The sequence below is a fragment of the Agromyces larvae genome (assembly GCF_022811705.1).
Classification (GTDB): Bacteria; Actinomycetota; Actinomycetes; order Actinomycetales; family Microbacteriaceae; genus Agromyces; species Agromyces larvae.
The window spans coordinates 650534-673753 of sequence record NZ_CP094528.1; the positions used below are offsets into that span (position 1 = coordinate 650534).

General features: G+C 71.9%; 22 protein-coding genes. 20 read left to right on the forward strand and 2 right to left on the reverse strand.

Features of this window, described 5'->3' with window-relative positions; translation table 11 throughout:
• Window positions 1-29 precede the first annotated feature (29 nt).
• On the forward strand, window positions 30-791 hold the full coding sequence (locus MTO99_RS02965) for an alpha/beta fold hydrolase (RefSeq protein WP_243556827.1): 762 nt from the start codon (window positions 30-32) through the stop codon (window positions 789-791).
• Here the strand turns inward: MTO99_RS02965 and lexA are convergent.
• On the reverse strand, window positions 788-1477 hold the full coding sequence (gene lexA / locus MTO99_RS02970; RefSeq protein WP_243556829.1) for a transcriptional repressor LexA: 690 nt from the start codon (window positions 1475-1477) through the stop codon (window positions 788-790). The two genes, MTO99_RS02965 and lexA, sit on opposite strands and share 4 nt — an antisense overlap.
• 258 nt (window positions 1478-1735) lie before the next feature.
• Here lexA and MTO99_RS02975 point away from each other — a divergent pair, with 258 nt between their 5' ends.
• The 9 genes from MTO99_RS02975 (at window position 1736) to MTO99_RS03015 (ending at window position 13088) form a co-directional block, all read left to right on the forward strand.
• On the forward strand, window positions 1736-2119 hold the full coding sequence (locus MTO99_RS02975; RefSeq protein ID WP_243556832.1) for a LysM peptidoglycan-binding domain-containing protein: 384 nt from the start codon (window positions 1736-1738) through the stop codon (window positions 2117-2119).
• A 65-nt stretch (window positions 2120-2184) separates the two neighbouring features.
• Window positions 2185-3291: a histidinol-phosphate transaminase gene (locus MTO99_RS02980; RefSeq protein WP_243556833.1), complete on the forward strand. Its 1107-nt coding sequence runs from the start codon at window positions 2185-2187 to the stop codon at window positions 3289-3291.
• 9 nt (window positions 3292-3300) lie between these two features.
• On the forward strand, window positions 3301-3915 hold the full coding sequence (hisB, locus tag MTO99_RS02985; RefSeq protein ID WP_243556835.1) for an imidazoleglycerol-phosphate dehydratase HisB: 615 nt from the start codon (window positions 3301-3303) through the stop codon (window positions 3913-3915).
• A complete protein-coding gene (hisH, locus tag MTO99_RS02990) occupies window positions 3912-4550 on the forward strand; it encodes an imidazole glycerol phosphate synthase subunit HisH (protein ID WP_243556837.1) in 639 nt (212 codons plus the stop codon). Before hisB ends, hisH begins: the two co-directional genes overlap by 4 nt.
• A gap of 142 nt (window positions 4551-4692) precedes the next feature.
• Complete coding sequence (priA, locus tag MTO99_RS02995) at window positions 4693-5439, forward strand: bifunctional 1-(5-phosphoribosyl)-5-((5-phosphoribosylamino)methylideneamino)imidazole-4-carboxamide isomerase/phosphoribosylanthranilate isomerase PriA (RefSeq protein WP_243556839.1); 747 nt, start codon at window positions 4693-4695, stop codon at window positions 5437-5439.
• The gene (locus MTO99_RS03000) at window positions 5439-6248 is read left to right on the forward strand and encodes an SseB family protein (RefSeq protein ID WP_243556841.1); all 810 of its coding nucleotides are present in this window, start codon (window positions 5439-5441) and stop codon (window positions 6246-6248) included. Before priA ends, MTO99_RS03000 begins: the two co-directional genes overlap by 1 nt.
• Window positions 6249-6329: 81 nt before the next feature.
• Complete coding sequence (locus tag MTO99_RS03005; protein WP_243556844.1) at window positions 6330-7715, forward strand: pyridoxal phosphate-dependent decarboxylase family protein; 1386 nt, start codon at window positions 6330-6332, stop codon at window positions 7713-7715.
• Between the two features lie 47 nt (window positions 7716-7762).
• Window positions 7763-12322: an ATP-dependent helicase gene (locus MTO99_RS03010; RefSeq protein WP_243556846.1), complete on the forward strand. Its 4560-nt coding sequence runs from the start codon at window positions 7763-7765 to the stop codon at window positions 12320-12322.
• Window positions 12309-13088, forward strand: a complete 780-nt coding sequence (locus MTO99_RS03015) for a DNA-formamidopyrimidine glycosylase family protein (protein ID WP_243556848.1) — start codon at window positions 12309-12311, stop codon at window positions 13086-13088. Before MTO99_RS03010 ends, MTO99_RS03015 begins: the two co-directional genes overlap by 14 nt.
• Before the next feature lie 30 nt (window positions 13089-13118).
• Here MTO99_RS03015 and MTO99_RS03020 read toward each other — a convergent pair whose 3' ends face one another.
• Window positions 13119-13505, reverse strand: a complete 387-nt coding sequence (locus MTO99_RS03020; protein ID WP_243556850.1) for a DUF1844 domain-containing protein — start codon at window positions 13503-13505, stop codon at window positions 13119-13121.
• Between the two features lie 226 nt (window positions 13506-13731).
• On the opposite strand from MTO99_RS03020, the gene infC reads away from it, so the two are divergent.
• From infC to pheT, 10 genes are all read left to right on the forward strand, one after another.
• Complete coding sequence (infC, locus tag MTO99_RS03025) at window positions 13732-14367, forward strand: translation initiation factor IF-3 (protein ID WP_243556852.1); 636 nt, start codon at window positions 13732-13734, stop codon at window positions 14365-14367.
• Window positions 14368-14412: 45 nt separating this feature from the next.
• Window positions 14413-14607, forward strand: a complete 195-nt coding sequence (gene rpmI, locus MTO99_RS03030) for a 50S ribosomal protein L35 (RefSeq protein WP_149159301.1) — start codon at window positions 14413-14415, stop codon at window positions 14605-14607.
• 32 nt (window positions 14608-14639) lie between these two features.
• Window positions 14640-15026, forward strand: a complete 387-nt coding sequence (gene rplT / locus MTO99_RS03035; RefSeq protein WP_243556854.1) for a 50S ribosomal protein L20 — start codon at window positions 14640-14642, stop codon at window positions 15024-15026.
• A 115-nt stretch (window positions 15027-15141) separates the two neighbouring features.
• Window positions 15142-15942, forward strand: a complete 801-nt coding sequence (locus MTO99_RS03040) for a TrmH family RNA methyltransferase (RefSeq protein WP_243556856.1) — start codon at window positions 15142-15144, stop codon at window positions 15940-15942.
• Window positions 15943-16022: 80 nt separating this feature from the next.
• Window positions 16023-16835 carry an amino acid ABC transporter ATP-binding protein gene (locus MTO99_RS03045; RefSeq protein ID WP_243556858.1) on the forward strand — a complete coding sequence of 271 codons (813 nt, stop codon included), beginning with the start codon at window positions 16023-16025 and terminating at the stop codon, window positions 16833-16835.
• A gap of 68 nt (window positions 16836-16903) precedes the next feature.
• Window positions 16904-17773 (forward strand): glutamate ABC transporter substrate-binding protein, encoded by an 870-nt coding sequence (locus MTO99_RS03050; RefSeq protein ID WP_243556860.1) that lies wholly within the window; start codon window positions 16904-16906, stop codon window positions 17771-17773.
• A gap of 88 nt (window positions 17774-17861) precedes the next feature.
• A complete protein-coding gene (locus MTO99_RS03055; protein WP_243556863.1) occupies window positions 17862-18512 on the forward strand; it encodes an amino acid ABC transporter permease in 651 nt (216 codons plus the stop codon).
• Window positions 18509-19438: an amino acid ABC transporter permease gene (locus MTO99_RS03060; RefSeq protein ID WP_243556865.1), complete on the forward strand. Its 930-nt coding sequence runs from the start codon at window positions 18509-18511 to the stop codon at window positions 19436-19438. Before MTO99_RS03055 ends, MTO99_RS03060 begins: the two co-directional genes overlap by 4 nt.
• Before the next feature lie 48 nt (window positions 19439-19486).
• On the forward strand, window positions 19487-20527 hold the full coding sequence (gene pheS / locus MTO99_RS03065; RefSeq protein ID WP_243556867.1) for a phenylalanine--tRNA ligase subunit alpha: 1041 nt from the start codon (window positions 19487-19489) through the stop codon (window positions 20525-20527).
• 4 nt (window positions 20528-20531) lie between these two features.
• Window positions 20532-23081, forward strand: a complete 2550-nt coding sequence (gene pheT, locus MTO99_RS03070) for a phenylalanine--tRNA ligase subunit beta (protein ID WP_243556869.1) — start codon at window positions 20532-20534, stop codon at window positions 23079-23081.
• The last annotated feature ends 139 nt before the right edge of the window (window positions 23082-23220 follow it).

Genomic DNA, 23220 nt, shown 5'->3' on the forward strand with positions numbered 1-23220 from the left:
CGCACAGCAGTCGGGCGTACGCTCTCGCCATGCAGCTCGCAGTACAGGAGTCGGGGGCCGGTCCCCGAACCGCGGTCCTCGTCCACGGCATCATGTCGGATTCGCGCGCCTGGCACCGGGTGACCGCCGAACTCGAGCAGCACGGCTTCCGCGTGCTCGCCGTCGACCTGGCCGGGCACGGGCGCAGTCCGCGGTCGCACCGCTACTCGCCGTCGTCGTGGGCCGATGACGTCATCGAGACCCTCGAGCCGATGCTCGCCGGCGCGCCCGACGTCGTCATGGGGCATTCGCTCGGCGCGCTCGTCGCGAGCCTCGTCGCCGATCGGCTGGCTCCTCGCGCCGCGATCTACATCGATCCGGCGTTCGCGTTCCCCCGCGGCATCCGGGGCGTGCTCTTCAAGGCCTTCTTCGCCGTGGCGCCGCGCCCGCGCCGGTCGGCGCTCGTGAAGATGAACCCGCGATGGGATGCCGCGGACGTCGAGATCGAGCTCGCGACGCTGCGCGACTGGGACAAGCGCACGATCCTCGGCTTCGCCGACACCCGACCGCTGATGCCGCCGGCGCGACTCGTCGCGCCGAGCCTCGTGGTGCTCGCCGAGAAGAGCCTGCTGGTCACGGACGCGGTGGCCGCGTCGCTGCGCATGCTGGGCATGACGGTGCGGACGCTGCCGGGCACCGGGCACACGGTGTTCCGCGACGACCACCCCGGGTTCATGCGCACCGTCACCGAGTGGCTGGGCTCGCTCGCCCCGACGGTCGAGCCGGCCGCCGAACCGGCGCGGATCCGCTAGACGGCGCGCATCACCGCGACGACCTTGCCGAGCACCTCGGCATGGTCGCCCAGGATGGGTTCGAACGCCGTGTTGCGCGGCAGCAGCCAGGTGTGGCCGTCGCGCTGGCGCAGCACCTTGACGGTCGCTTCGCCGTCGAGCATCGCCGCGACGATCTCGCCGTTCTCGGCGGTGGGCTGCGAACGCACGACGACCCAGTCGCCGTCGCAGATCGCCGCATCGATCATCGAGTCGCCGACGACTTTCAGGATGAACAGCTCGCCCTTGCCGACGAGCTGGCGGGGGAGCGGGAAGACCTCTTCGATCTGCTGCTCGGCCGTGATCGGGACTCCGGCGGCGATGCGACCGACGAGCGGCACCATGGCGGCGTCGCCGACCGGGGCGGCCGTACCCGAGTCGGCGGGGCGGTCCTCCGAGCCGGGCAGCTCGATGAGCACTTCGAGCGCGCGGGGGCGATTGGGGTCGCGGCGGAGGTAGCCCGCCAGTTCGAGCTGGTTGAGCTGGTGGGTCACGCTCGACAGCGAGGAGAGGCCCACGGCGTCGCCGATCTCGCGCATGCTCGGCGGGTACCCGCGCGATGCGACCGACGACTGGATCACCTCGAGGATCGAGACCTGCTTGGGGCTGAGGTTGCGCCTGCGGCGCGCCCGCCCCGTCTCGCGCTGGCCCTCGGTCTGGTTGGTCACGTGATCCGCCCCTCGTTGCGGCCGCACCGGGCCGATGTCGGTGGTAGGTGATCGACTCGTGTCGACATTCGAAACTGTATCCGGGCGGTGGGCATGCGACAAACATCTGTTCGAGCGTGTCGCGAACGCGCGCGCGACGAATCGCGGGTGATCGATGCTTGCGGGCCGATTCAGTCGAAGATATATTCGGAACAGAGTTTCGTGTCGGGCGCTCCCGGCCGAGCGCCCGACACGGCTCGCAACGCAATCGGAGGGGTCATGAGCTCGTTCGCCGCAATCGGTTCCGTCGGTGGCTTCTCGCCGTCGGCGCCCCGGTCCTCGTCCGCCCCGCGCACGCGCCTCCGCCTCACTCGGCGGGGCCGCGTCGTCCTCACCGCGCTCGCGGGCGTCCCCGTCGCCCTGCTGGCGGCGGTGATGGTGCTCGGCGCCGGTGCGGCCGCAGCCGAGTCCGACCTCGGCGGCGGTGCGACGTCGTTCCGCACCGTCACGGTCGCCGCCGGCGACACCCTGTGGGAGCTGGCCGAGTCGATCGCCCCCGGCGAAGATCCCCGCGACGTCATCGGCGAGATCCTCCGCATCAACGGCCTGCGCGACGGGGCCATCCAGCCGGGTCAGCAGCTCGCGCTGCCCGTCGTCGAGTGACGCGGCGCGTCGCCGGGGCGACGGGCGCGGCGCGCGCATCCGGGCGCCCCGATTAGCATGTTCGGGTGACGAGCCTCGACGACCTCCCCATCCGAGACGACCTCCGCGGCAAGTCGCCCTACGGGGCCCCGCAGAAGGTCGTCCCCGTGGCGCTGAACGTCAACGAGAACACGCATCCGATCCCCGAGGCGGTCGCGCACGACATCGTCGCGCGTATCGCGGCCGCCGTGATCGGTCTCAACCGCTACCCCGATCGCGAGTTCACCGAGCTGCGCGATGCGCTCGCCGGCTACCTCGGCCACGGGCTCGCCCGCGATCAGATCTGGGCCGCGAACGGCTCGAACGAGGTGCTGCAGCACCTGCTGCAGGCGTTCGGGGGTCCGGGCCGCAGCGTGCTCGGCTTCGCGCCGACGTACTCGATGTACTCGCTGCTCGCCTTGGGCACCGGCACGCGATGGATCGCGGCCCCCCGCGACGACGAGTACGAGCTCTCGCCCGACACGGCGGTGCGCGCCATCCGCGAGCACGACCCCGACCTGGTGCTCCTGTGCGCGCCGAACAACCCCACCGGCACCCCGCTCTCGATCGAGACCATCCGCGCGGTGGCCGACGCCGCGCGCGGAGTCGTGGTCGTCGACGAGGCGTATCACGAGTTCGCCGACCCGGGCACGCCGAGCGCGCTCGAGCTGCTGCCCGGCCGCCCTCGGCTCGTGGTGTCGCGCACCATGAGCAAGGCGTTCGCGTTCGCGGGCGCTCGCGTCGGCTACCTCGCCGCCGATCCGGCCGTCGTCGACGCGCTGCGGCTCGTCCGGCTGCCGTACCACCTGTCGGCGCTCACGCAGGCGGCCGCCCTCGGCGCACTCGCGCACAGCGACCTCATGCTCGCGATGGTCGACGAGATCCGCGGGCAGCGCGAGCGCATCTCGGCCGAGCTCGGTCGGCTCGGCTTCCGCCCGTACCGCAGCGGCTCGAATTTCGTGCTCTTCGGCGGCGTCGACGACCCTCGCGCCGTGTTCGAGGCGCTGCTGGCCCGTGGCGTCCTGATCCGCGAGATCGGCCTGCCGAACAGCCTGCGCGTCACCGCCGGCACCGAGACCGAGACGACCGCGTTCCTCGAGGCGATCGCCGGCTTCGCGCCGAACCGCTCAGACGGCCCGAACCGCTCCGAATAGGATGGATGCATGACCACCCCGACCGCACGACGGGTCGCCCGCGTGCAGCGCGAGACGAGCGAGTCCAGCATCGATCTGTCGGTCGACCTCGACGGCGCCGGCACCAGCGACATCGAGACGGGGGTGCCGTTCTACGACCACCTGCTCACCGCGTTCGCGAAGCACTCGCTCACCGACCTCACCGTGCGGGCGAAGGGCGATGTGCACATCGACGTCCACCACACCGTCGAAGATGTGGGCATCGTGCTGGGTCAGGCGATCCGCGAGGCGCTCGGCGACAAGCGCGGCATCTCGAGGTACGGCGACGCCGTGGTGCCGCTCGACGAGGCGCTCACGCAGGCCGTGGTCGACATCTCCGGCCGGCCGTTCCTCGTGCACACGGGCGAGCCCGAGGGCTTCGAGTTCCACTTGATCGGCGGCCACTTCACGGGGTCGATGGTGCGGCACGTGTTCGAGGCGATCGCGTACAACGCGGCGCTGACGGTGCACGTGAACGTGCTCGCCGGCCGCGACCCGCACCACATCGCCGAGAGCGAATTCAAGGCCTTCGCGCGCGCGTTCCGGCAGGCGAAGGCGTTCGACCCGCAGGTCACCGGCATCCCGTCGACGAAGGGCGCGCTGTGACCGCGACGAAGCGCGTCGTGCTGCTCGACTACGGGTCGGGCAACGTGCACTCGGCGGCCAAGGCCCTCGAGCGCGCCGGCGCCGAGGTCGAGCTCACCGCCGACCGCACCGCGGCGCTCGAGGCCGACGGGCTCGTGGTGCCGGGTGTCGGCGCTTTCGCCGCGGTCATGCAGCAACTCCGCGCCGTGCGCGGCGACGAGGTGATCGACCGGCGGCTCGCCGGCGGCCGGCCGGTGCTCGGCATCTGCGTGGGCATGCAGGTGATGTTCGAGCACGGGGTCGAGCGCGGCGTCGACACCGAGGGGCTCGGCGAGTGGCCGGGTGCGGTCACCGAGCTGCCCGCCGAGGTGCTGCCGCACATGGGGTGGAACACGGTCGAGGCCGGTGCGGGCAGCGTGCTGTTCGACGGCATCGAAGACGAGCGCTTCTACTTCGTGCACTCGTTCGCGGCGCAGTCCTGGTCGCTCGACGTGATGCCGCCGTTCCCGCAGCCGGCCCTCACCTGGGCCGAGCACGGCGGCCGATTCCTCGCGGCGGTCGAGAACGGGCCGCTGTCGGCGACCCAGTTCCACCCCGAGAAGTCGTCGGACGCGGGCATCAGGCTGCTCGCGAACTGGCTGCGCTCGCTCGCGTGAGCGGCACGCGCGTCCGTCGGGCACGTGCGGCGTACGATCCTGAGCATGCCTCGGCTGTGGTCGTCGGCCGGTCGCGGACGCGACTAGGATGCTGTGACTGTGCCGAAACGTCGCATTCGCGACATCCGATTCGAGGACAGTGATGAGTGAGTTCAACAAGACCCCCCGCCTGGTGCTGCTTCCGGCGGTCGACGTCGCGGGGGGCAAGGCGGTTCGCCTGACCAAGGGCGAGGCCGGCACCGAGACGAGCTACGGCGATCCGGTGGACGCCGCCGTCGAGTGGGCCGACCAGGGCGCCGAGTGGATCCACCTCGTCGACCTCGACGCGGCCTTCGGGCGCGGCTCGAACGGCGGCGTGCTGAAGAAGGTCATCCGCCAGGTGAAGGGCGTGAACGTCGAACTCTCGGGCGGCATCCGCGACGACGCATCCCTGGAGCACGCGCTCGAGATCGGCGCGAAGCGCATCAATCTCGGCACCGCCGCGCTCGAGAACCCCGAGTGGGCGGCGTCGGTCATCGCGCAGTACGGCGAGGCGATCGCGGTCGGGCTCGACGTGCGGGGCACCACGCTCGCCGCGCGCGGCTGGACGAAGGACGGCGGCGACCTGTGGGCCGTCATGGACCGCCTGGAGGACGCGGGTGCAGCCCGCTACGTCGTCACCGACGTCACGAAGGACGGCACCCTCCAGGGCCCGAACGTCGACCTGCTCCGCCAGGTCATGGAGCGCACGCGCCGCCCCGTCGTCGCCTCGGGCGGCATCTCGAGCCTCGACGACATCGCTGCGCTGCGCGAGCTCGTGCCGCTCGGTCTCGAGGGCGCGATCGTGGGCAAGGCCCTGTACGCGGGTGCGTTCACGCTGCCGCAGGCGCTGGACGTCGCCTCGCACTGATGTCGCCTGACGCTCAGCGACCGGATGCCCCGGGCGGCGACGCCGATTCGGCGGGTCGCCCCTGGGCGGGGCGGTCGTTCGAGCAGAACCCGCACGCGGCCGACGACGGCAGCGCGCCGCCCGCGCTGGCGGCGGCGGTCGCCCGGTTCCGGTCGGGCGACGGCGGTCAGGCCGATGTCGTGCAGGCGTTCGGCTCCTCGCGGCTGCTGATCCCGCTGCTCGCCGAGCTCGGCGACCCTTCGACGGGCTCGGGGGGCGCGACCGAGGTCGGTGCGCACGGCCTCGCGATCGAGAAGAGCCAGGAGCTCTCCATCGTCACCGTCGCCGGGCCCGACGGGCGGCGGGTGCTGCCCGTGTTCTCCTCGGTCGAGACGATGTCCCGGTGGAACGGGATCGCCCGGCCGGTCCCGGCCGACGGCGTCCGCGTCGCGCTCGCCGCGGCCGACGACGGTACCGATCTCGTGGTGCTCGACCCCGGATCCGACGGCGAGTTCGTGCTGCGCCGCCCCGCCGTCTGGGCGGTGGCGCAGCAGCGCCCGTGGCGACCGCCGTTCGAGTCCGACGAGGTGCGGTCGGCCTTCGAACGCTCGATCTCGCCCGAGCTCGCGGTGGTGGGGGTCGAGTTGCTGGCGGGCGACCCCGACGCGCGGCTCGCGGGGCCCGAACTGGTGGTCCGCCTGTCGCTGGTCGCGGGACTCACCCGCGAGGAGCTCGATGCGACGACCGCGCGACTCGCCCGCCGGTGGGCGGCCGACGACCTGATCGCCACCGCGGTCGACTCGCTGACCGTGCGGCTCACCTCGAGCTGAGGCATCCGATCCGCTCTCGCGCCCGTTGCCGCCCGCCGGGCTCGGGCGGATGATGGGCGTGTCGTTCGAGGGGAGCACGACATGCCCGATGACGAGTACACCGCGGTGCTGGCGAGGGCCGCGCACCACGCGCGTGAATGGCTGAACTCGGTGTCCGAGCGGCCGATCGCCGCCGCCGTGACCGCCGATGAGGTGGCGGCCGCGCTCGGAACGCACCTCGGCGCCGACGGACGCGACCCCGCCGTCGTCGTCGACGAACTGGCCGAGGCGATCGAACCCGGCCTGACCGCGATGTCGTCGCCGCGGTTCTACGGGTTCGTGATCGGCGGCATCCATCCGGCCGCGCTCGCCGCCGACTGGCTGGTGTCGGCGTGGGACCAGAACACCGGGTCGCGCATCCCGACGCCCGGCACCGCAGCGGTCGAGGAGCTCGCCGCGCGGTGGCTGCTCGACCTGTTCGGGCTGCCCGCGACGAGCGGCGTCGGCTTCGTCACGGGCGGCACGACCGCGAACCTCTCGTGCCTGCTGGCGGCGCGCGGCGAGGTGCTCCGGCGCGCCGGGTGGGACGTCGAGCGCGACGGGCTCGCGGGCGGGCCGCGGGTGCGGTTCCTGGCCGGCGACGCGGTGCACAGCTCGATGGTGCTCGCGGGCCGGATGGCGGGGCTCGGCGTTCCGCGCACGGTCGGTGCCGACGACGAGGGCCGGATCGACGTGGGCGGGCTCGGGGCCGCGCTCGCCGACGACGCCGGGCCGGCGATCGTCGCGCTGCAGGCGGGCGACGTGCACTCGGGCGCGTTCGACGACTTCGCCTCGGCGGTCGAGGTGGCGCACGCCGCGGGCGCGTGGGTGCACGTCGACGGCGCGTTCGGGCTCTGGGCGTCGGCGAGCCCGTCACTGCGGCATCTCGTGGCCGGGTTCGAGGCCGCCGACTCGTGGGCCACCGACGCGCACAAGACGCTGAACGTGCCGTACGACAGCGGCGTGGCGATCGTTCGTGACGAGCGGGCGATGTCCGCCGCGCTCGGCGCCCACGCGGCGTACCTCCCGGTGCCGGGAGCCGTGGCCGAGCCGTACGACCACACGCCGGAACTGTCGCGGCGGGCACGCGGGGTGCCGGTGTGGGCGGCGCTGCGTTCGCTCGGCCGAGCAGGCGTCGCCGACCTCGTCGACGGGCTGGTCGCGTCGGCCCGCGCGCTCGCCGACGGGCTCGCCGCGGTGCCCGGTCTCGAGGTCCTCAACGACGTGGTCTTCACCCAGGTGTGCGTCGCCGCCGAGGACGACGAGCGCACGAGCGCGCTCGTGCGCGGGCTCGTCGACGACGGGGTGGTGTGGGCGTCGCCGTCGCGGTGGCGGGGGCGCGGCATCGTGCGGTTCTCGGTGAGCAATCGCGGCACGGATGCCGCGGAGGCGGCCCGCACGATCGACGCCGTCGAGCGGGTGCTCGGCGAACTGCCGCCTGCCCGCTGACCGTCGGTGCTGGGCGGATGTCGGCGGGCCGGGGGAGGATGGACGGGATGGTCGACGCGCCGCTCGAAGCCTTCTCGCCAGCCACGCGCACGTGGTTCGCCGAGTCGTTCCGTGCGCCGACGACCGTGCAGGCGGCCGCGTGGGCGGCGATCGGGCGCGGGGCGCACGCGCTCGTGGTCGCGCCCACCGGTTCGGGCAAGACGCTGTCGGCGTTCCTGTCCGCGATCGACCGGCTGCACACCGAGCCGCCGCCGACCGAGGCCGGGCCGCGCCCGTCCGGGACGCGGGTGCTCTACCTCTCGCCGCTGAAGGCGCTCGGCGTCGACGTCGAGCGCAACCTCCGGGCGCCGCTCACGGGCATCGCGCGGGTGTCCGAGCGATTGGGGGTCGAGCCGCCGCACGTGAGCGTCGGAGTCCGCTCGGGCGATACGCCGGCGGGCGACCGGCGGGCACTGCTGCGCACGCCGCCCGACATCCTCATCACCACGCCCGAGTCGCTGTTCCTGATGCTGACCTCGCAGGCGCGCGAGACGCTGCGCACGGTCGAGACGGTCATCGTCGACGAGATCCACGCGGTGGCGGCGACCAAGCGGGGGGCGCATCTGGCGCTCTCGCTCGAGCGTCTCGACGCGCTGCTGCTGAAGCCCGCGCAGCGCATCGGGCTCTCCGCGACGGTGCGCCCGGTCGAAGAGGTCGCGCGATTCCTGTGCGCGAGCGCCCCGGTCGAGATCGTCGCGCCGCCCAGCGAGAAGCGGTTCGACCTGCGAGTGGTCGTGCCCGTCGAGGACATGGCGCAGTTGCCCGCGAACGACGACGCCACCGGGTCGATCTGGCCGCACGTCGAGGAAGCGATCCTCGACCAGGTGCTCGCGCACCGCTCGTCGATCGTGTTCGCGAACTCCCGTCGGCTCGCCGAACGCCTCACGGCGCGGTTGAACGAACTCTCGCTCGAGGCATCCGAGCGCGACGCCCTGCTCGTTGCGGCGACCGGCAGCGGCCCGCCGGCCGCGGTGATGGCCCAGTCGGGCGCGACCGCCGGCGCACCGCCTGTGCTCGCCCGAGCCCACCACGGCTCGGTCAGCAAAGAGCAGCGCGCCGAGATCGAAGACGACCTGAAGAGCGGGCGGCTCCGCTGCGTCGTCGCGACGTCGAGCCTCGAGCTCGGCATCGACATGGGGGCGGTCGACCTCGTGGTGCAGGTCGAGTCGCCGCCGTCGGTCTCGAGCGGGCTGCAGCGGCTCGGCCGTGCGGGGCATCAGGTCGGCGAAGTGTCGCGCGGGGTGATCTTCCCCAAGCAGCGCGCCGACCTGGTGCACGCAGCGGTCACGAGCGAGCGCATGCTCTCCGGCGCGATCGAGACCATGCGGGTACCGGCCAACCCGCTCGACATCCTCGCCCAGCAGACCATCGCGGCCGCGGCGATCGAACCGCTCGACGTCGACGGCTGGTTCGACGCCGTCCGCAGGGCGGCGCCGTTCGCGAGCCTGCCGCGCTCGGCGTACGAGGCGACCCTCGATCTGCTCGCCGGCCGGTACCCGTCCGATCGGTTCGGCGAGCTGCGCCCCCGTGTCGTCTGGGACCGCGAGGCCGGCACCCTCGTCGGCAGACCCGGTGCGCAGCGGCTCGCGGTCACGAGCGGCGGCACCATCCCCGACCGCGGCATGTTCGGGGTGTTCCTCGTGGGCGACGAAGCCGGCGGGCGGCGCGTCGGCGAGCTCGACGAAGAGATGGTCTACGAGTCGCGGGTCGGCGACGTGTTCGCGCTCGGGGCGACGAGCTGGCGCATCCAGGAGATCACCTTCGACCGGGTCAACGTGGTGCCGGCCTTCGGCCAGCCGGGCCGGGTGCCGTTCTGGAAGGGCGACGGGCTGGGCCGTCCCGCCGAGCTCGGCCGCGCGCTCGGCGGCTTCATGCGCGAGGTGTCGTCGGCGGGCGAGGCCGACGCGCGAGCCCGCATCGCCGCAGCCGGTCTCGACCAGTACGCGGCGGCGAACCTGCTGACGTTCCTCGCGGACCAGCGCAGGGCCACCGGGCACGTGCCGAGCGACCGCACGCTCGTCGTCGAGCGCACCCGCGACGAGCTCGGCGACTGGCGGGTCATCCTGCACTCGCCGTTCGGCATGCCGGTGCACGCGCCGTGGGCGCTCGCGGTGGCCGCGCGGGTGCGCGAACGCCACGGCGTCGACGGCGCCGCCGTGGCCGCCGACGACGGCATCATCGTGCGCATCCCCGATACCGGGGTCGACCCGCCGGGCGCCGACCTCTTCGTGTTCGACGCCGACGAGCTCGAACAGCTCGTGACCGACGAAGTGGGCGGGTCGGCGCTGTTCGCCAGCCGGTTCCGCGAGTGCGCCGCGCGCGCCCTGCTGCTGCCGAACTACCAGCCTGGCCGGCGCTCGCCGCTCTGGCAGCAGCGACAGCGGGCCGCGCAGCTGCTCGAGGTCGCGAGCGCGTTCCCGACGTTCCCGATCATCCTCGAGACCGTGCGCGAGGTGCTCCAGGACGTCTACGACGTGCCAGCGCTCACCGAGCTCGCACGCGACGTCGCCGCGCGGCGGGTGCGCCTGGTCGAGACCACCACCGACACCCCGAGCCCGTTCGCGAGCTCGCTCCTCTTCGGGTACGTCGGCGCGTTCATGTACGAGGGCGATTCGCCGCTGGCCGAGCGCCGGGCGGCCGCGCTCGCGATCGACTCGGCGCTGCTCGGCGAGCTGCTGGGCCGGGTCGAGTTGCGCGAACTCCTCGACCCGGGCGTCATCGAGCAGACCGAGCGCGAACTGCAGCGACTCGCCGACGACCGCAGGGCGCACGGCGTGGAGGGCGTCGCCGACCTGTTGCGCGTGCTCGGCCCGCTGACCGACGACGAGGTCGCCGCGAGGGTCGACGCCGACACGGACGCGTCGGCCGCCGCCGCGGAACTCGTCGCGGCGCGGCGAGCGGTTCGGCTCACGTTCGCGGGTCGCGAGCACGTCGCCGCCGTCGAAGACGTCGGGCGCCTGCGCGATGCGTTGGGCGTGCCGGTGCCGCCGGGCGTCGCGGTCGCGTTCGCCGAGCAGGTCGGCGACCCGCTGGGCGACCTCGTCGGCAGGTACGCCCGCACGCACGGCCCGTTCGGCGTCGACGACGTCGCCGCGCGGTTCGGCATCGGCGCGGCCGTCGCGAAGGCGGCGCTCCGGCGGCTCGCCGACGAGCGGCGCGTGGTCGAGGGGGAGTTCCGTCCGAACGGCACCGGCACCGAGTGGTGCGATGCCGAGGTGCTGCGCCGGCTCCGGCGGCGTTCGCTCGCGGCACTGCGTCACGAGGTCGAGCCGGTGCCGCAGCGAGCGCTCGCCCGGTTCCTCCCCGAATGGCAGCACGTGGGCTCGAGGCTGCGCGGCATCGACGGCGTGCTGGCCGCGATCGAGCAGCTCGAGGGCGCGCGGCTGCCTGCGTCGGCATGGGAGTCGCTGGTGCTCCCGGCGCGGGTCTCCGACTACAGTCCCGCGATGCTCGACGAGCTGATGGCGACCGGCGAGGTCGTGTGGGCGGGCGCGGGCGCGCTCGCGGGCGACGACGGCTGGGTCACGCTGCACCTCGCCGAGTCGGCGCCGCTCACGCTCGAACCGGCGCTCGAGTTCGAGACGACGCCGTTGCAGCGCGAGGTGCTCGTGGCCCTCGGGTCGGGCGGCGCCTACTTCTTCCGGCAGCTCGCCGACGCGGTCGGCGGCTTCGGCGAACTCGACAGTCCCGTCGCCGACGACGAACTGGTCGAGGCGCTCTGGGGGCTCGCGTGGGCGGGCCTGGTCACCAACGACACGTTCGCACCGTTGCGGGCGCTCGTCGCGGGCGGGCGGAGCGCCCACAAGGCCCCGCGCCAGACGCCGAGATCGCGGATGCTCCGGGGTCGGTCGCTCCCGCGACCGAGCATGCCGAGCCGTACCGGGCCGCCGTCGGTGGCCGGCCGATGGTCGATCCTGCCGGTGCCCGACGACGACGCCACCCGCCGGGCGCACGCGCTCGGCGAGATGATGCTCGACCGCTACGGCGTGGTCACCCGCGGCACCGCGGTGGCGGAGGGGGTGATCGGCGGCTTCGCACTCGTGTACCGCACCCTGCGCGGGTTCGAGGAGTCGGGTCGCGCGCGCCGCGGCTACTTCGTCGACCGGCTGGGGGCCGCCCAGTTCGCGGGCACCGGCGCGGTCGACCGGTTGCGCGGCTACGCCGATCGCGACGACCGGCCGAGCACCGACGAGCCGAAGGTCGTCGTGCTCGCCGCGACCGACCCGGCCAACGCCTACGGTGCGGCGCTGCCCTGGCCCGACCCGCCGGGCGAGAGCTCGCATCGCGCGGCGCGCAAGGCGGGCGCCCTCGTCGCCCTCGTCGACGGCGAACTGGTCGGCTACGTCGAGCGCGGCGGCAAGACGATGCTCGCGTACGTCGACGACGAACGCGTGCTGCGGGCCGCCGCCGACGCGATCGCCGGGCTCGTCCGCGGCGGCCGCATCCGACGGCTGGCTGTCGAGAGCGTCAACGGCGCGTTCGTGATCGGCACGCCGCTCGGGCGGGCGTTGGCGGCCGCCGGGTTCGCGGAGACGCCGAAAGGGCTGCGCTTCGATGCCCGAAGGTGACACCGTCTTCCAGACCGCGGCGCGGCTTCGGCGGGCGCTCGAGGGCCGGCGGCTCACCCGGAGCGACTTCCGCGTGCCGAGGTTCGCGACGGTCGATCTGTCGGGCCGTACGGTCGACGAGGTCGCGGCGCGCGGCAAGCACCTGCTCGTCCGCGCGGGCGACGCCACCGTCCACTCCCACCTGAAGATGGAGGGCAGCTGGCGCGTGTTCCGGCCGGGCGAGCGGTGGAACCGCCCGGCGCACCTGGCCCGCGCCGTCCTCGAGACCGCCGATTCGGTGGCCGTCGGATTCGAGCTCGGTCTGCTCGAGGTCATCGCACGCGACGCCGAGTCCGACGCGGTCGGACACCTCGGGCCCGACCCGCTCGGCGCCGACTGGGATGCCGCTGAGGCGGTGCGGCGGGTCGCGGCCGGCGCCGAGGTGCCCATCGCGGTCGCCCTGCTCGATCAGCGGAACCTCGCCGGCCTCGGCAACGTGTACGTGAACGAACTGTGCTTCCTCCGAGGCATCCGGCCCGACCGCCCGGTCGGCGACGTGCCCGATCTCGCCGCGGTCGTCGACCTCGGTCGGCGGCTCATCATGGCGAACCGCGACCGCATCGCGCGCGTCACGACCGGCGTCGACCGCCGCGGCGAACGGCTCTGGGTCTACGGCCGGCCCGGCGAGCCGTGCCGGCGCTGCGGCACGCGCATCGAGCGTGGCGAGCTCGGCCGGGTCGAGGGGGAGGAGCGCGTCACGTTCCGGTGCCCGAACTGCCAGCGGTGAACACGATCCAGCGCAGCCGGACCGGTCGGCTCAGCTGACCGGCCCGGTCCACTTCTCGCCGGGGCCCTGCCCGATCGCGTCGGGGATGACGGATGCCTCGCGGAACGCGAGCTGCAGCGAGCGAAGCCCGTCGCGCAGGCTCCGGGCGTGCATGTCGCTGATCTCGGGCGCGCCGGCGGTGATGAGGCCGGCGAGGGCGTTGATGAGCTTGCGCGCCTCGTCGAGGTCGAGCTGCGTGTCGGGATCGTCGGCGAGGCCGACCTTCACCGCCGCGGCGCTCATGAGGTGCACCGCCGCGGTCGTGATGATCTCGACCGCGGGCACCTCGGCGATGTCCCGGGTGGCGTCGTCGACCGCGTCGGCGGTCGCCTCCCGGTCTTCGGGCGCGGTCGTGGGCTCGTCGGAAGTGTGGGTCACCGGATTCCTCTGCTAGACTGTTGCGGGCTCCGGGGCCAGATCCCCGGTACGAAAGTGGAGAATCTCCCACCCGCGCATACCGCTTCATCAAGGTTACCGGGTCGTTTGCACTCCGCCGGCTCGTCATCGAGCAGGTAGCCAGGGTGCCGCACGAGTTCACGGAACGAGTTCCGGGCAACCCGCGCGTGGATCTCCGCTCTCGTCGTCGGGCGGCATCCGTCTCCCGATGAGTCGAAGAAGAGCTCGAGCAGAGGAGACACGCATCAGCGATCCGCGTACCAACGACCGTATCCGCGTCCCCGAGGTCCGCCTCGTGGGCCCCGGCGGAGAACAGGTCGGCGTCGTGAAGATCGAGGTGGCCCTGCGGCTCGCGCAGGAGGCCGACCTCGACCTCGTCGAGGTCGCACCGAACTCGCGTCCGCCGGTCGTCAAGATCATGGACTACGGCAAGTACAAGTACGAGGCTGCGCAGAAGGCGAAGGAAGCCCGGCGCAACCAGGCGAACACCATCCTCAAAGAGGTCCGGTTCCGCCTCAAGATCGACAAGCACGACTACGAGACCAAGATGAAGCGCGCCGTCGGCTTCCTGAAGTCCGGCGACAAGGTGAAGGCCATGATCCTGTTCCGGGGTCGTGAGCAGTCGCGCCCCGAGATGGGCGTGCGCCTCCTGCAGCGCTTCGCCGAAGACGTGGCGGAGTTCGGCACGGTCGAGCACACGCCCACGATCGACGGCCGCAACATGGTCATGGTCATCGCTCCTCTGAAGAACAAGTCCGAGGCAAAGGCCGAGCAGAACGCACAGCGTGCTGCGGCGAAGGCGCGTCCGGCGGCGGAAGCCCCGGCCGAGGCCGACGCGCAGTAACCCCCACTCCGCCAGACCCGGCGGCAGAACCAAGGAGAAACACGAATGCCGAAGCAGAAGACCCACTCCGGGTCCAAGAAGCGCTTCAAGATCACCGGCACCGGAAAGCTCAAGAAGCAGCAGGCCGGCATGCGCCACAACCTCGAGGGCAAGTCCTCGGTGCGCACCCGCCGCCTCAACCAGGACAAGGTCCTGTCGGCGCCCGACACCAAGGTCATCAAGAAGCTGCTCGGCCGCTGATCCGGTCCGACCCGTAAGGAAGAAACAGAGTCATGGCAAGAGTGAAGAGGGCCGTCAACGCCCACAAGAAGCGTCGGGTCATCCTCGAGCGCGCCGAAGGCTACCGCGGGCAGCGGTCGCGCCTGTACCGCAAGGCGAAGGAGCAGGTCACCCACTCGCTCGTCTACGCGTACAACGACCGCCGCGCGAAGAAGGGCGACTTCCGTCGCCTCTGGATCCAGCGCATCAACGCGGCCTCGCGTCAGCACGGCCTCACCTACAACCGCTTCATCCAGGGCCTGAACCTGGCCGGCATCGAGGTCGACCGTCGCATCCTCGCCGAGCTCGCCGTCAACGAGCCGGCGACCTTCGCGGCGCTGGTCGAGTCGGCGAAGCAGGCGCTTCCGACCGACGTCAACGCGCCCAAGAACGCGGCGTAAGCCCGCTTCGGCACGAACGGCCCGGCACCCTTCGGGGCGCCGGGCCGTTTCGCATGCCCGGATGCCTCGTGCGCGGCGCCGCGGCGAGGCATCCGGGCGTCCCTAGACTGGAACCATGCTCGAGAACCCGCGATCGCCGCGCGTGCGCGCCGTGGCGAAGCTCGCGAAGAAGCCCGCCCGACACGAGAGCGGGTTGTTCCTGCTCGAAGGGCCGCAGGCCGTGTCCGAGGCGCTGCGATTCCGACCCGAGCTCGTGGTCGAGCTGTTCGCGACCCCGACCGCGTTCGACCGGTACGAGCAGATCGCCCGGGCGGCGTCGGAGGCGGGGCTCGACGTCGAGTTCGTCACCGAAGAGGTGCTCGACGCGATGGCCGACACGGTCACGCCGCAGGGCTTCGTCGCGGTGTGCCGGCAGTTCCCGACGGCGGTGAAGGACGTGTTCGCGCAGCAGCCGCGGCTCGTCGCGATCCTCGAGGAGGTGCGCGATCCGGGCAACGCGGGCACCATCGTGCGCGCGGCCGACGCGGCGGGCGCCGACGCCGTGATCTTCTCGGGGCGTGCGGTCGACCTGTACAACCCGAAGGTCGTGCGGTCGACGACCGGGTCGATCTTCCACCTCCCGGTCGCGGTCGGCGCGCACCTCGACGACGTGCTCGCGCGCGCCCGCGAGGCCGGCCTCACGGTGCTCGCGGCGGACGTGAAGGGCGAGGACCTGCTGGCGGTTCGCGAGCAGGGGGTGCTGGCCGGCCCCACCGCGTGGCTGTTCGGCAACGAGGCCCGCGGGCTCGACGACGACCAGCTCGCGCTGGCCGATCGTGTGGTGACCGTGCCGATCTACGGGCACGCCGAATCGATGAACCTCGCGACCGCGGCATCCGTCTGCCTGTACGAGAGCGCGTTCGCGCACCGCAGCTGAGGGACTGTCGCGAGTCACGAATCGGTAACCGGCGGGCCCGGCAGTGGCGCAGCGGCATAGCGGATCCTTAGTTTGGAGGAATGAGCACCTCGCAGCCGGTCTCGGGCACGCCGGCCACCGCCCCCGCGCCGACCTCGAACATCTCGGTCCGACGGGGTGAGCCGCTCGTCGTGGTCGAGCACGTGAACAAGCACTTCGGCGACCTGCACGTGCTGAACGACATCAACACCGTCGTGAACCGCGGCGAGGTCGTCGTGGTCATCGGCCCGTCGGGGTCGGGCAAGTCGACGCTGTGCCGGGCGATCAACCGGCTCGAGACGATCGACTCGGGCACGATCACGATCGACGGCGAGCGCCTCCCCGAAGAGGGCAAGGGACTCGCGAAGCTCCGTGCCGACGTCGGCATGGTGTTCCAGTCGTTCAACCTGTTCGCGCACAAGACGGTGCTCGAGAACGTGACGCTCGCGCCCATCAGGGTGAAGGGCGTGAAGCGCAAGGACGCCGAGGCGAAGGCGATGGAGCTGCTCGAGCGCGTCGGCGTCGCGAACCAGGCGAAGAAGCTGCCCGCGCAGCTCTCGGGCGGTCAGCAGCAGCGCGTCGCGATCGCCCGGTCGCTCGCGATGACCCCGAAGCTCATCCTGATGGACGAGCCGACCTCGGCGCTCGACCCCGAGATGATCAACGAGGTGCTCGACGTCATGGTCGGCCTCGCCGACCAGGGCATGACGATGATCGTCGTGACCCACGAGATGGGCTTCGCCCGCAAGGCGGCCGACCGGGTGCTCTTCATGGCCGACGGCCGCATCGTCGAGGAGGCGACCCCGGCCGAGTTCTTCGACCACCCGAAGTCCGACCGCGCGAAGGACTTCCTGTCCAAGATCCTCGAGCACTGACTCGATCGAGACCGGTGCTGCCACGAGCAGCACGGAACCAAACGGAACACGGAAGCAGAGGCAGAGACATGAAACGCAGCAGAATCGCCCTCGTCGCGGCAGCGGCGGCCACCGCATTGCTGTTCGCCGGTTGTGCGTCGGACGGGCCCGGCGGAGACGCCGCCGAGCCGACCGTCGAGGAGACCCCCGAGTTCCCCGAGGGCTCGACCATGGCGCGCCTCGCCGAGGCCGGAAGCATCACGATCGGCACGAAGTTCGACCAGCCGCTGTTCGGCCTCGTCGGCCCGTCGGGCGACCCCGAGGGCTTCGACGTCGAGATCGGCAAGATCATCGCAGGCCAGCTCGGCATCGCGCCCGAGAACATCGAGTGGGTCGAGACGGTCTCGGCGAACCGCGAGCCGTTCATCGAGAACGGCCAGGTCGACATCGTCATCGCGACCTACACGATCAACGACGCCCGCAAGGAGGTCGTCTCGTTCGCCGGCCCGTACTTCATGGCCGGGCAGTCGATCCTCGTGCTGTCGGACAACGACGACATCGAGAGCGAAGACGACCTCGTCGGCCAGGCGGTGTGCTCGGTCACGGGTTCCACGCCCGCGGCGAACCTGAAGGAGCTCGGCGCCGAGGTGCTCGAGACCGACACCTACTCGAACTGCCTCGAGCCGCTGCGCAACGACAAGGTCGTCGCAGTCTCGACCGACAACGTCATTCTGGCTGGACTCGTGGCCCAGAACGAGGGCGAGTTCAAGGTGGTCGGCAAGCCGTTCACCGAGGAGCCGTACGGCATCGGCCTGAAGCTCGACGACACCGAGTTCCGCATGTGGATCAACGACGTGCTCGAGCAGTCCTTCGAAGACGGCACGTACAAGGCGGCATGGGAGAAGACGGCCGGCACGGTGCTGCCGTTCGTCGATCCTCCGGCCGTCAACCGGTACTGATCACCGGCCGCACTCCAATCACGGGATGCCCCGGCCGACCGCCCGATCGGCGGCCGGGGCATCCCGCCCACTGACCGAGAGGAACCGCGTGGACGTCGTCATCGCGAACCTTCCGCTCTACCTCGAGGGGTTCGGCACCACGTTGCTGCTCCTCGCCGTGAGCGGTGCCGGCGCGCTCGTGCTCGGCACGATCGTCGCCGCGATGCGCATCTCGCCGATCGCGACGCTGCGCACGATCGCGACCGTGTACACCGAGCTCATCCGCAACACGCCGCTCACGCTCGTGGTGCTGTTCTGCGCGATCATCCTCCCGATCCTCGGCTCCCGGCTTCCCTACCTCGTCGCCGGGTTCATCGCCCTCGCCGTCTACACCTCGCCGTTCATCGCCGAGGCGCTCCGGTCGGGCATCAACGGCGTGCCGGTCGGGCAGGCCGAGGCCGCCCGGAGCCTGGGCCTCGGGTTCCGTCAGTCGGTCTCGCTCATCGTGCTGCCGCAGGCGTTCCGCATGACGATCCCGCCGCTCATCAACGTCTTCATCGCACTCGCCAAGAACACGTCGGTGGTGGGCGGCGTCGGATTCGTGAGCGAACTCTTCGGCGTCGGTCGTACGCTCTCGAACGCGCACGGCAACGCCGTCATCCCGATCCTCATCGGGATCGCGGTCTTCTACCTCGTCATCACCGTGCCGCTCGGACTCATCGCGACGCAGCTCGAACGGAAATGGGTGGTGCAGCGATGAGTGCTCCGAGCGTCCTGTTCGACGCGCCGGGTCCCAAGGGCCGGCGCCTCTCACGCATCCTCTCGGCGGTGTCGGCGGTGCTCGTCGTCGCCCTCCTCGGCTGGATGTTCGTCGTCCTCAACAGTCCACGCGAATCGGGCGGCATCACCCTGCCCGGCATGTTCGATCCGAGTCGCTGGGACATCGTGCTCGACAGCGAGATGTGGGGTTTCATCTTCGGTGTCGGCGTCTGGGGCACCCTGCGTGCGGCGGCCGTCGCGGCCGTCCTCGCCATTCTCTTCGGCATCGTGCTCTCGCTCCTGCGGAGCTCGGAGATCGCGTGGATCCGCATCCCCACCGCCGTCTTCATCGAGTTCTTCCGCGGCATGCCGGTGCTGCTGATGATGCTGTTCATCCTGCTCGTCGCGGGCATCGGCCAGTACTGGGCGGTCGTGTCCGCGCTCGCGGTCTACAACGGCGCCCTCATCGGAGAGGCGCTGCGCGCGGGGCTCGTCGCGCTGCCGCGCGGCCAGCGCGAGGCAGCGCTGAGTCTCGGCATGCGGAACCTGCAGTCCAAGCTCCTCGTGGAGTTCCCGCAGGCGTTCAGACAGATGCTGCCGATCATCGTCGCCCAGCTCGTCGTGCTCCTGAAGGACACGTCGCTCGCCTACATCGTCGGCTACCCCGAACTCCTGCGCGTGACGCTCAACAACCTCGGCAGCTACTACGGCAACCGGTACCTCTTCACGCTGTGGGTCATCGCGTTCGTGCTCTATCTCGCGATGAACCTCACACTGTCGTGGTTCGCGCGGTGGCTCTCCCGCCGCGGGCAGCGGCGGTACGGCGCAGCGGCCGAGCCCGACGATCCCAACCAGGCGATGCTCGTCGCCCAGGCGACGGCCGCGGCGCGACAGTCCGAGGCGCACGATGGTGCCGGAGCGCGCTGACGGTCGGGCGACCCGAGGTGCCGCGCCGCGCCGGTAGACTCGTTCCTCGTGTCCGAGCCCAGTGAAATCACCGAGCCCGCGGTCGACGCGGCCGTCGCCGCGGCGCTCGCCGCGATCGCGGCCGCGAACGACTCCGCGGCGCTGAAGCAGGTCCGCACCGAGCACACCGGCGAGAAGTCGACGCTCGCGAAGCTGAACGCGCTGCTGCGCGACGTGCCGAACGACCAGAAGGCGGCGCTCGGCAAGCTCGTCGGGCAGGCGCGCGGCCGGGTGAACCAGGCGTTCGCCGCCCGCGAGGCCGAGATCACGGCTGCCGAGGCCGAGGCGCGGCTCGCCGCAGAGGCGGTCGACGTCACGGCGCTGCCGCAGCGTCGCCGCGTGGGCGCGCGGCATCCGCTCACCCTGCTGCAAGACCGCGTGAGCGAGGTGTTCACCGGCATGGGCTGGGAGATCGCCGAGGGGCCCGAGGTCGAGAGCGAGTGGTTCAACTTCGACGCCCTCAACTTCGACGCCGACCACCCGGCCCGAGCGATGCAGGACACGTTCTTCATCGACCCGCCCGAGGCGCACCTCGTGCTGCGCACCCACACGAGCCCGGTGCAGATCCGCGCCATGCTCGACCGCGAGGTGCCGATCTACGTGCTCGCACCGGGCCGGGTGTACCGCACCGACGAGTTCGACGCGACGCACCTGCCGGTGTTCATGCAGTTCGAAGGGCTCGCGGTCGACCGGGGCCTCACGATGGCGCACCTGAAGGGCACCCTCGATCACTTCGTGAAGTCGATCTTCGGCGACGAGGCCAAGGTGCGCCTGCGGCCGAGCTTCTTCCCGTTCACCGAGCCGAGCGCCGAGCTCGACTTCTGGCACCCGACGTTCAAGGGGGGTGCTCGCTGGATCGAGTGGGGCGGCTGCGGCATGGTGCACCCGAACGTGCTGCGCTCGGCCGGCATCGACCCCGAGGTGTACTCGGGCTTCGCGTTCGGCATGGGCATCGAGCGCGGCCTGATGCTCCGCAACGACGTCCAGGACATGCGCGACATGGCCGAGGGCGATATCCGCTTCTCCCAGCAGTTCGGAATGGTGGTCTAGACCCATGCGAGTTCCCCTGAGCTGGCTCGCCGAGTACGTCGAGCTCGTGCCGGGCACCACGCCCGAGGACGTCCACGCCGCCCTGGTGAAGGTCGGCCTCGAAGAAGAAGACATCCACACGTTCGAGGTTTCGGGCCCGATCGTGGTGGGCGAGGTGCTCGACTTCGTCGAGGAGCCGCAGTCGAACGGCAAGACCATCCGCTGGTGCCAGGTGCGGGTCGCACCCGACCCTTCGACCGGCTCGGGGACGGAGAAGCTCGCTGAGCCTGTCGAAGCGAACGGACCGGCGATCCGCGGCATCGTCTGCGGTGCGCGCAACTTCTTCGTCGGCGACCAGGTCGTGGTCACCCTGCCGGGTGCGGTGCTGCCCGGCCCGTTCCCGATCGCGGCCCGCAAGACCTACGGGCACGTCTCCGACGGCATGATCGCCTCGGCGCGCGAGCTCGGTCTCGGCGAGGACCACGACGGCATCCTGCGCCTGTCCACGCTCGGCATCGAGGCGCCCGTCGGCACCGACGCGATCGCGCTGTTGGGCCTGGACGACGCGGCGATCGAGATCAACGTCACGCCCGATCGCGGCTACGCGTTCTCGATCCGCGGTGTGGCGCGCGAGTACGCGCACGCCACGGGCGCCCGGTTCCGCGACCCGGTGGAGCGGGCCGAGGTGGCCGAGGTCGCGGGCGACGCGTTCCCCGTCGAGATCCGCGACGAGGCGCCGATCCGCGGCAAGGCCGGCGCGAGCGTCTTCGCGACCCGCGTCGTGCGCGGTGTCGACCCGACGCGTCCGACGCCGGCGTGGATGATCGCGCGGCTGAAGCTCGCGGGCATCCGCTCGCTGTCGCTGCTCGTCGACATCACCAACTACGTGATGCTCGAGCTCGGCCAGCCGATCCACGGCTACGACCTCGACCGCCTGCAGGGCGGCATCGTGGTGCGACGTGCGCAGCGGGGCGACCAGCTCACGACCCTCGACGAGAAGCAGCGCGACCTGCACGCCGAAGACCTGCTCATCACCGACGACCGCGGACCGATCGGGCTGGCCGGCGTCATGGGCGGAGCCGACACCGAGATGGGCGAGTCGACCCGCAACGTGCTCATCGAGGCCGCGAACTTCGACCCGGTGTCGATCGCGCGCACCGCGCGTCGCCACAAGCTGCCGAGCGAGGCATCCAAGCGCTTCGAGCGCGGAGTCGACCCGCAGATCGCCGAAGCCGCCGCATCGCGCGTGGCCCAGCTCATGGTCGAACTCGCCGGCGGCACGGCCGACACCGGCTCGATCGTCGGCGAGGCCCAGGGTCGGGCTCCGATCCTGCTGCCGCACGGATTCGTGACCGCGCTGGTCGGCGTGGATGTCACCGACGACGAGGTGCACGACGCGCTCGCCGAGATCGGCGGTGCCGTCACCCGCACCGACGCCGGCTTCGAAGTCGTCCCGCCGAGCTGGCGCCCCGACCTCCAGCTCAAGCAGGACCTGACCGAAGAGGTGGCCCGCCTGGTCGGCTACCACCGCATCCCGTCGGTGCTGCCGGTTGCGCCTCCCGGTCGCGGCCTCACCCGTTCGCAGCGACTGCGCAAGCAGGTCGCCGACGTGCTGGCCGGTGCCGGATCGACCGAGGTGCTCGCGTTCCCGTTCGTGACCGCCGACGAGAACCTGCGGTTCGGCAGCGTCGACGGGGCATCCGTGCCGCAGGTGAAGGTGGCGAACGCGCTCGACGCGTCGACCCCGTACCTGCGTCGCTCGCTGCTGCCCGGCCTCATCGGTGTGGCGCGCCGCAACCTCTCGCGCGGGTTCACCGATCTCGACCTGTTCGAGCTCGGCCTCGTGTTCCTGCCGTCCGCCGACGGCGTGCTCGGCAGCGCCGAGCTGCCGGTCGGCGCCGCGCTGCCCGCCGACGCCGAGCTCGCGGCGCTGAACGCCGGGATCCCCGCGCAGCCGCGGCACGCGGCCGTGCTGCTCCTCGGCGATGTCGTCGACAAGGCGCCGGGTCAGGTCGCGGTCGCCGCAGGGCTGGCCGACGCGCTCGACCGCGTGCGCGAGATCGCGTTCGCCGCGGGGGTCGAGGTCGCGTTCTCGCAGGGGAGCCACCACGCGCTGCACCCGGGCCGCACGGCCGAGATCCGCCTCGGCGACGCCGTCATCGGGTACGCGGGCGAACTGCATCCGGCGATCGCCGAGGAGCTCGACCTGCCGCGCGTCGTCGCGGTCGCCGAGCTCGACCTGGACGCTGTGATCGCGGCCGGTGAGCCGGTCGAGGCGCACTCGATCGGCACGTACCCCGCTGCCACACAAGACCTCTCGCTGGTGGTGGCGCGCGACGTGCCCGCCGCCGACGTCGAGCGCGCGGTCCGCGAGGGCGCGGGCGACCTGCTCGAGCACCTCGCGCTGGTCGACGACTACCGCGGCTCGGGTGTGGCCGAGGATCGCAAGAGCCTCACGTTCGCGCTGCGCTTCCGCGCGGCCGACCGCACGCTCACCGCGGCCGAGGCGAGCGAGGCCAAGCTCGCCGGTGCGGCGCTCGCGGGCGAGCGAACGGGCGCGGCGATCCGCGAGTAGGGCGATCCGCGAGTCAGCGGATTGGGCGCACGGTCCGGCCGGGCGCACGGTCCGGTCGGGCGCACGGTCCGGCCGGGCGCACGGTCCGGCCCAGCGCACCGGCGCCGGTCGGCGGGGCGCACGGTCCGCGCACCGTCCG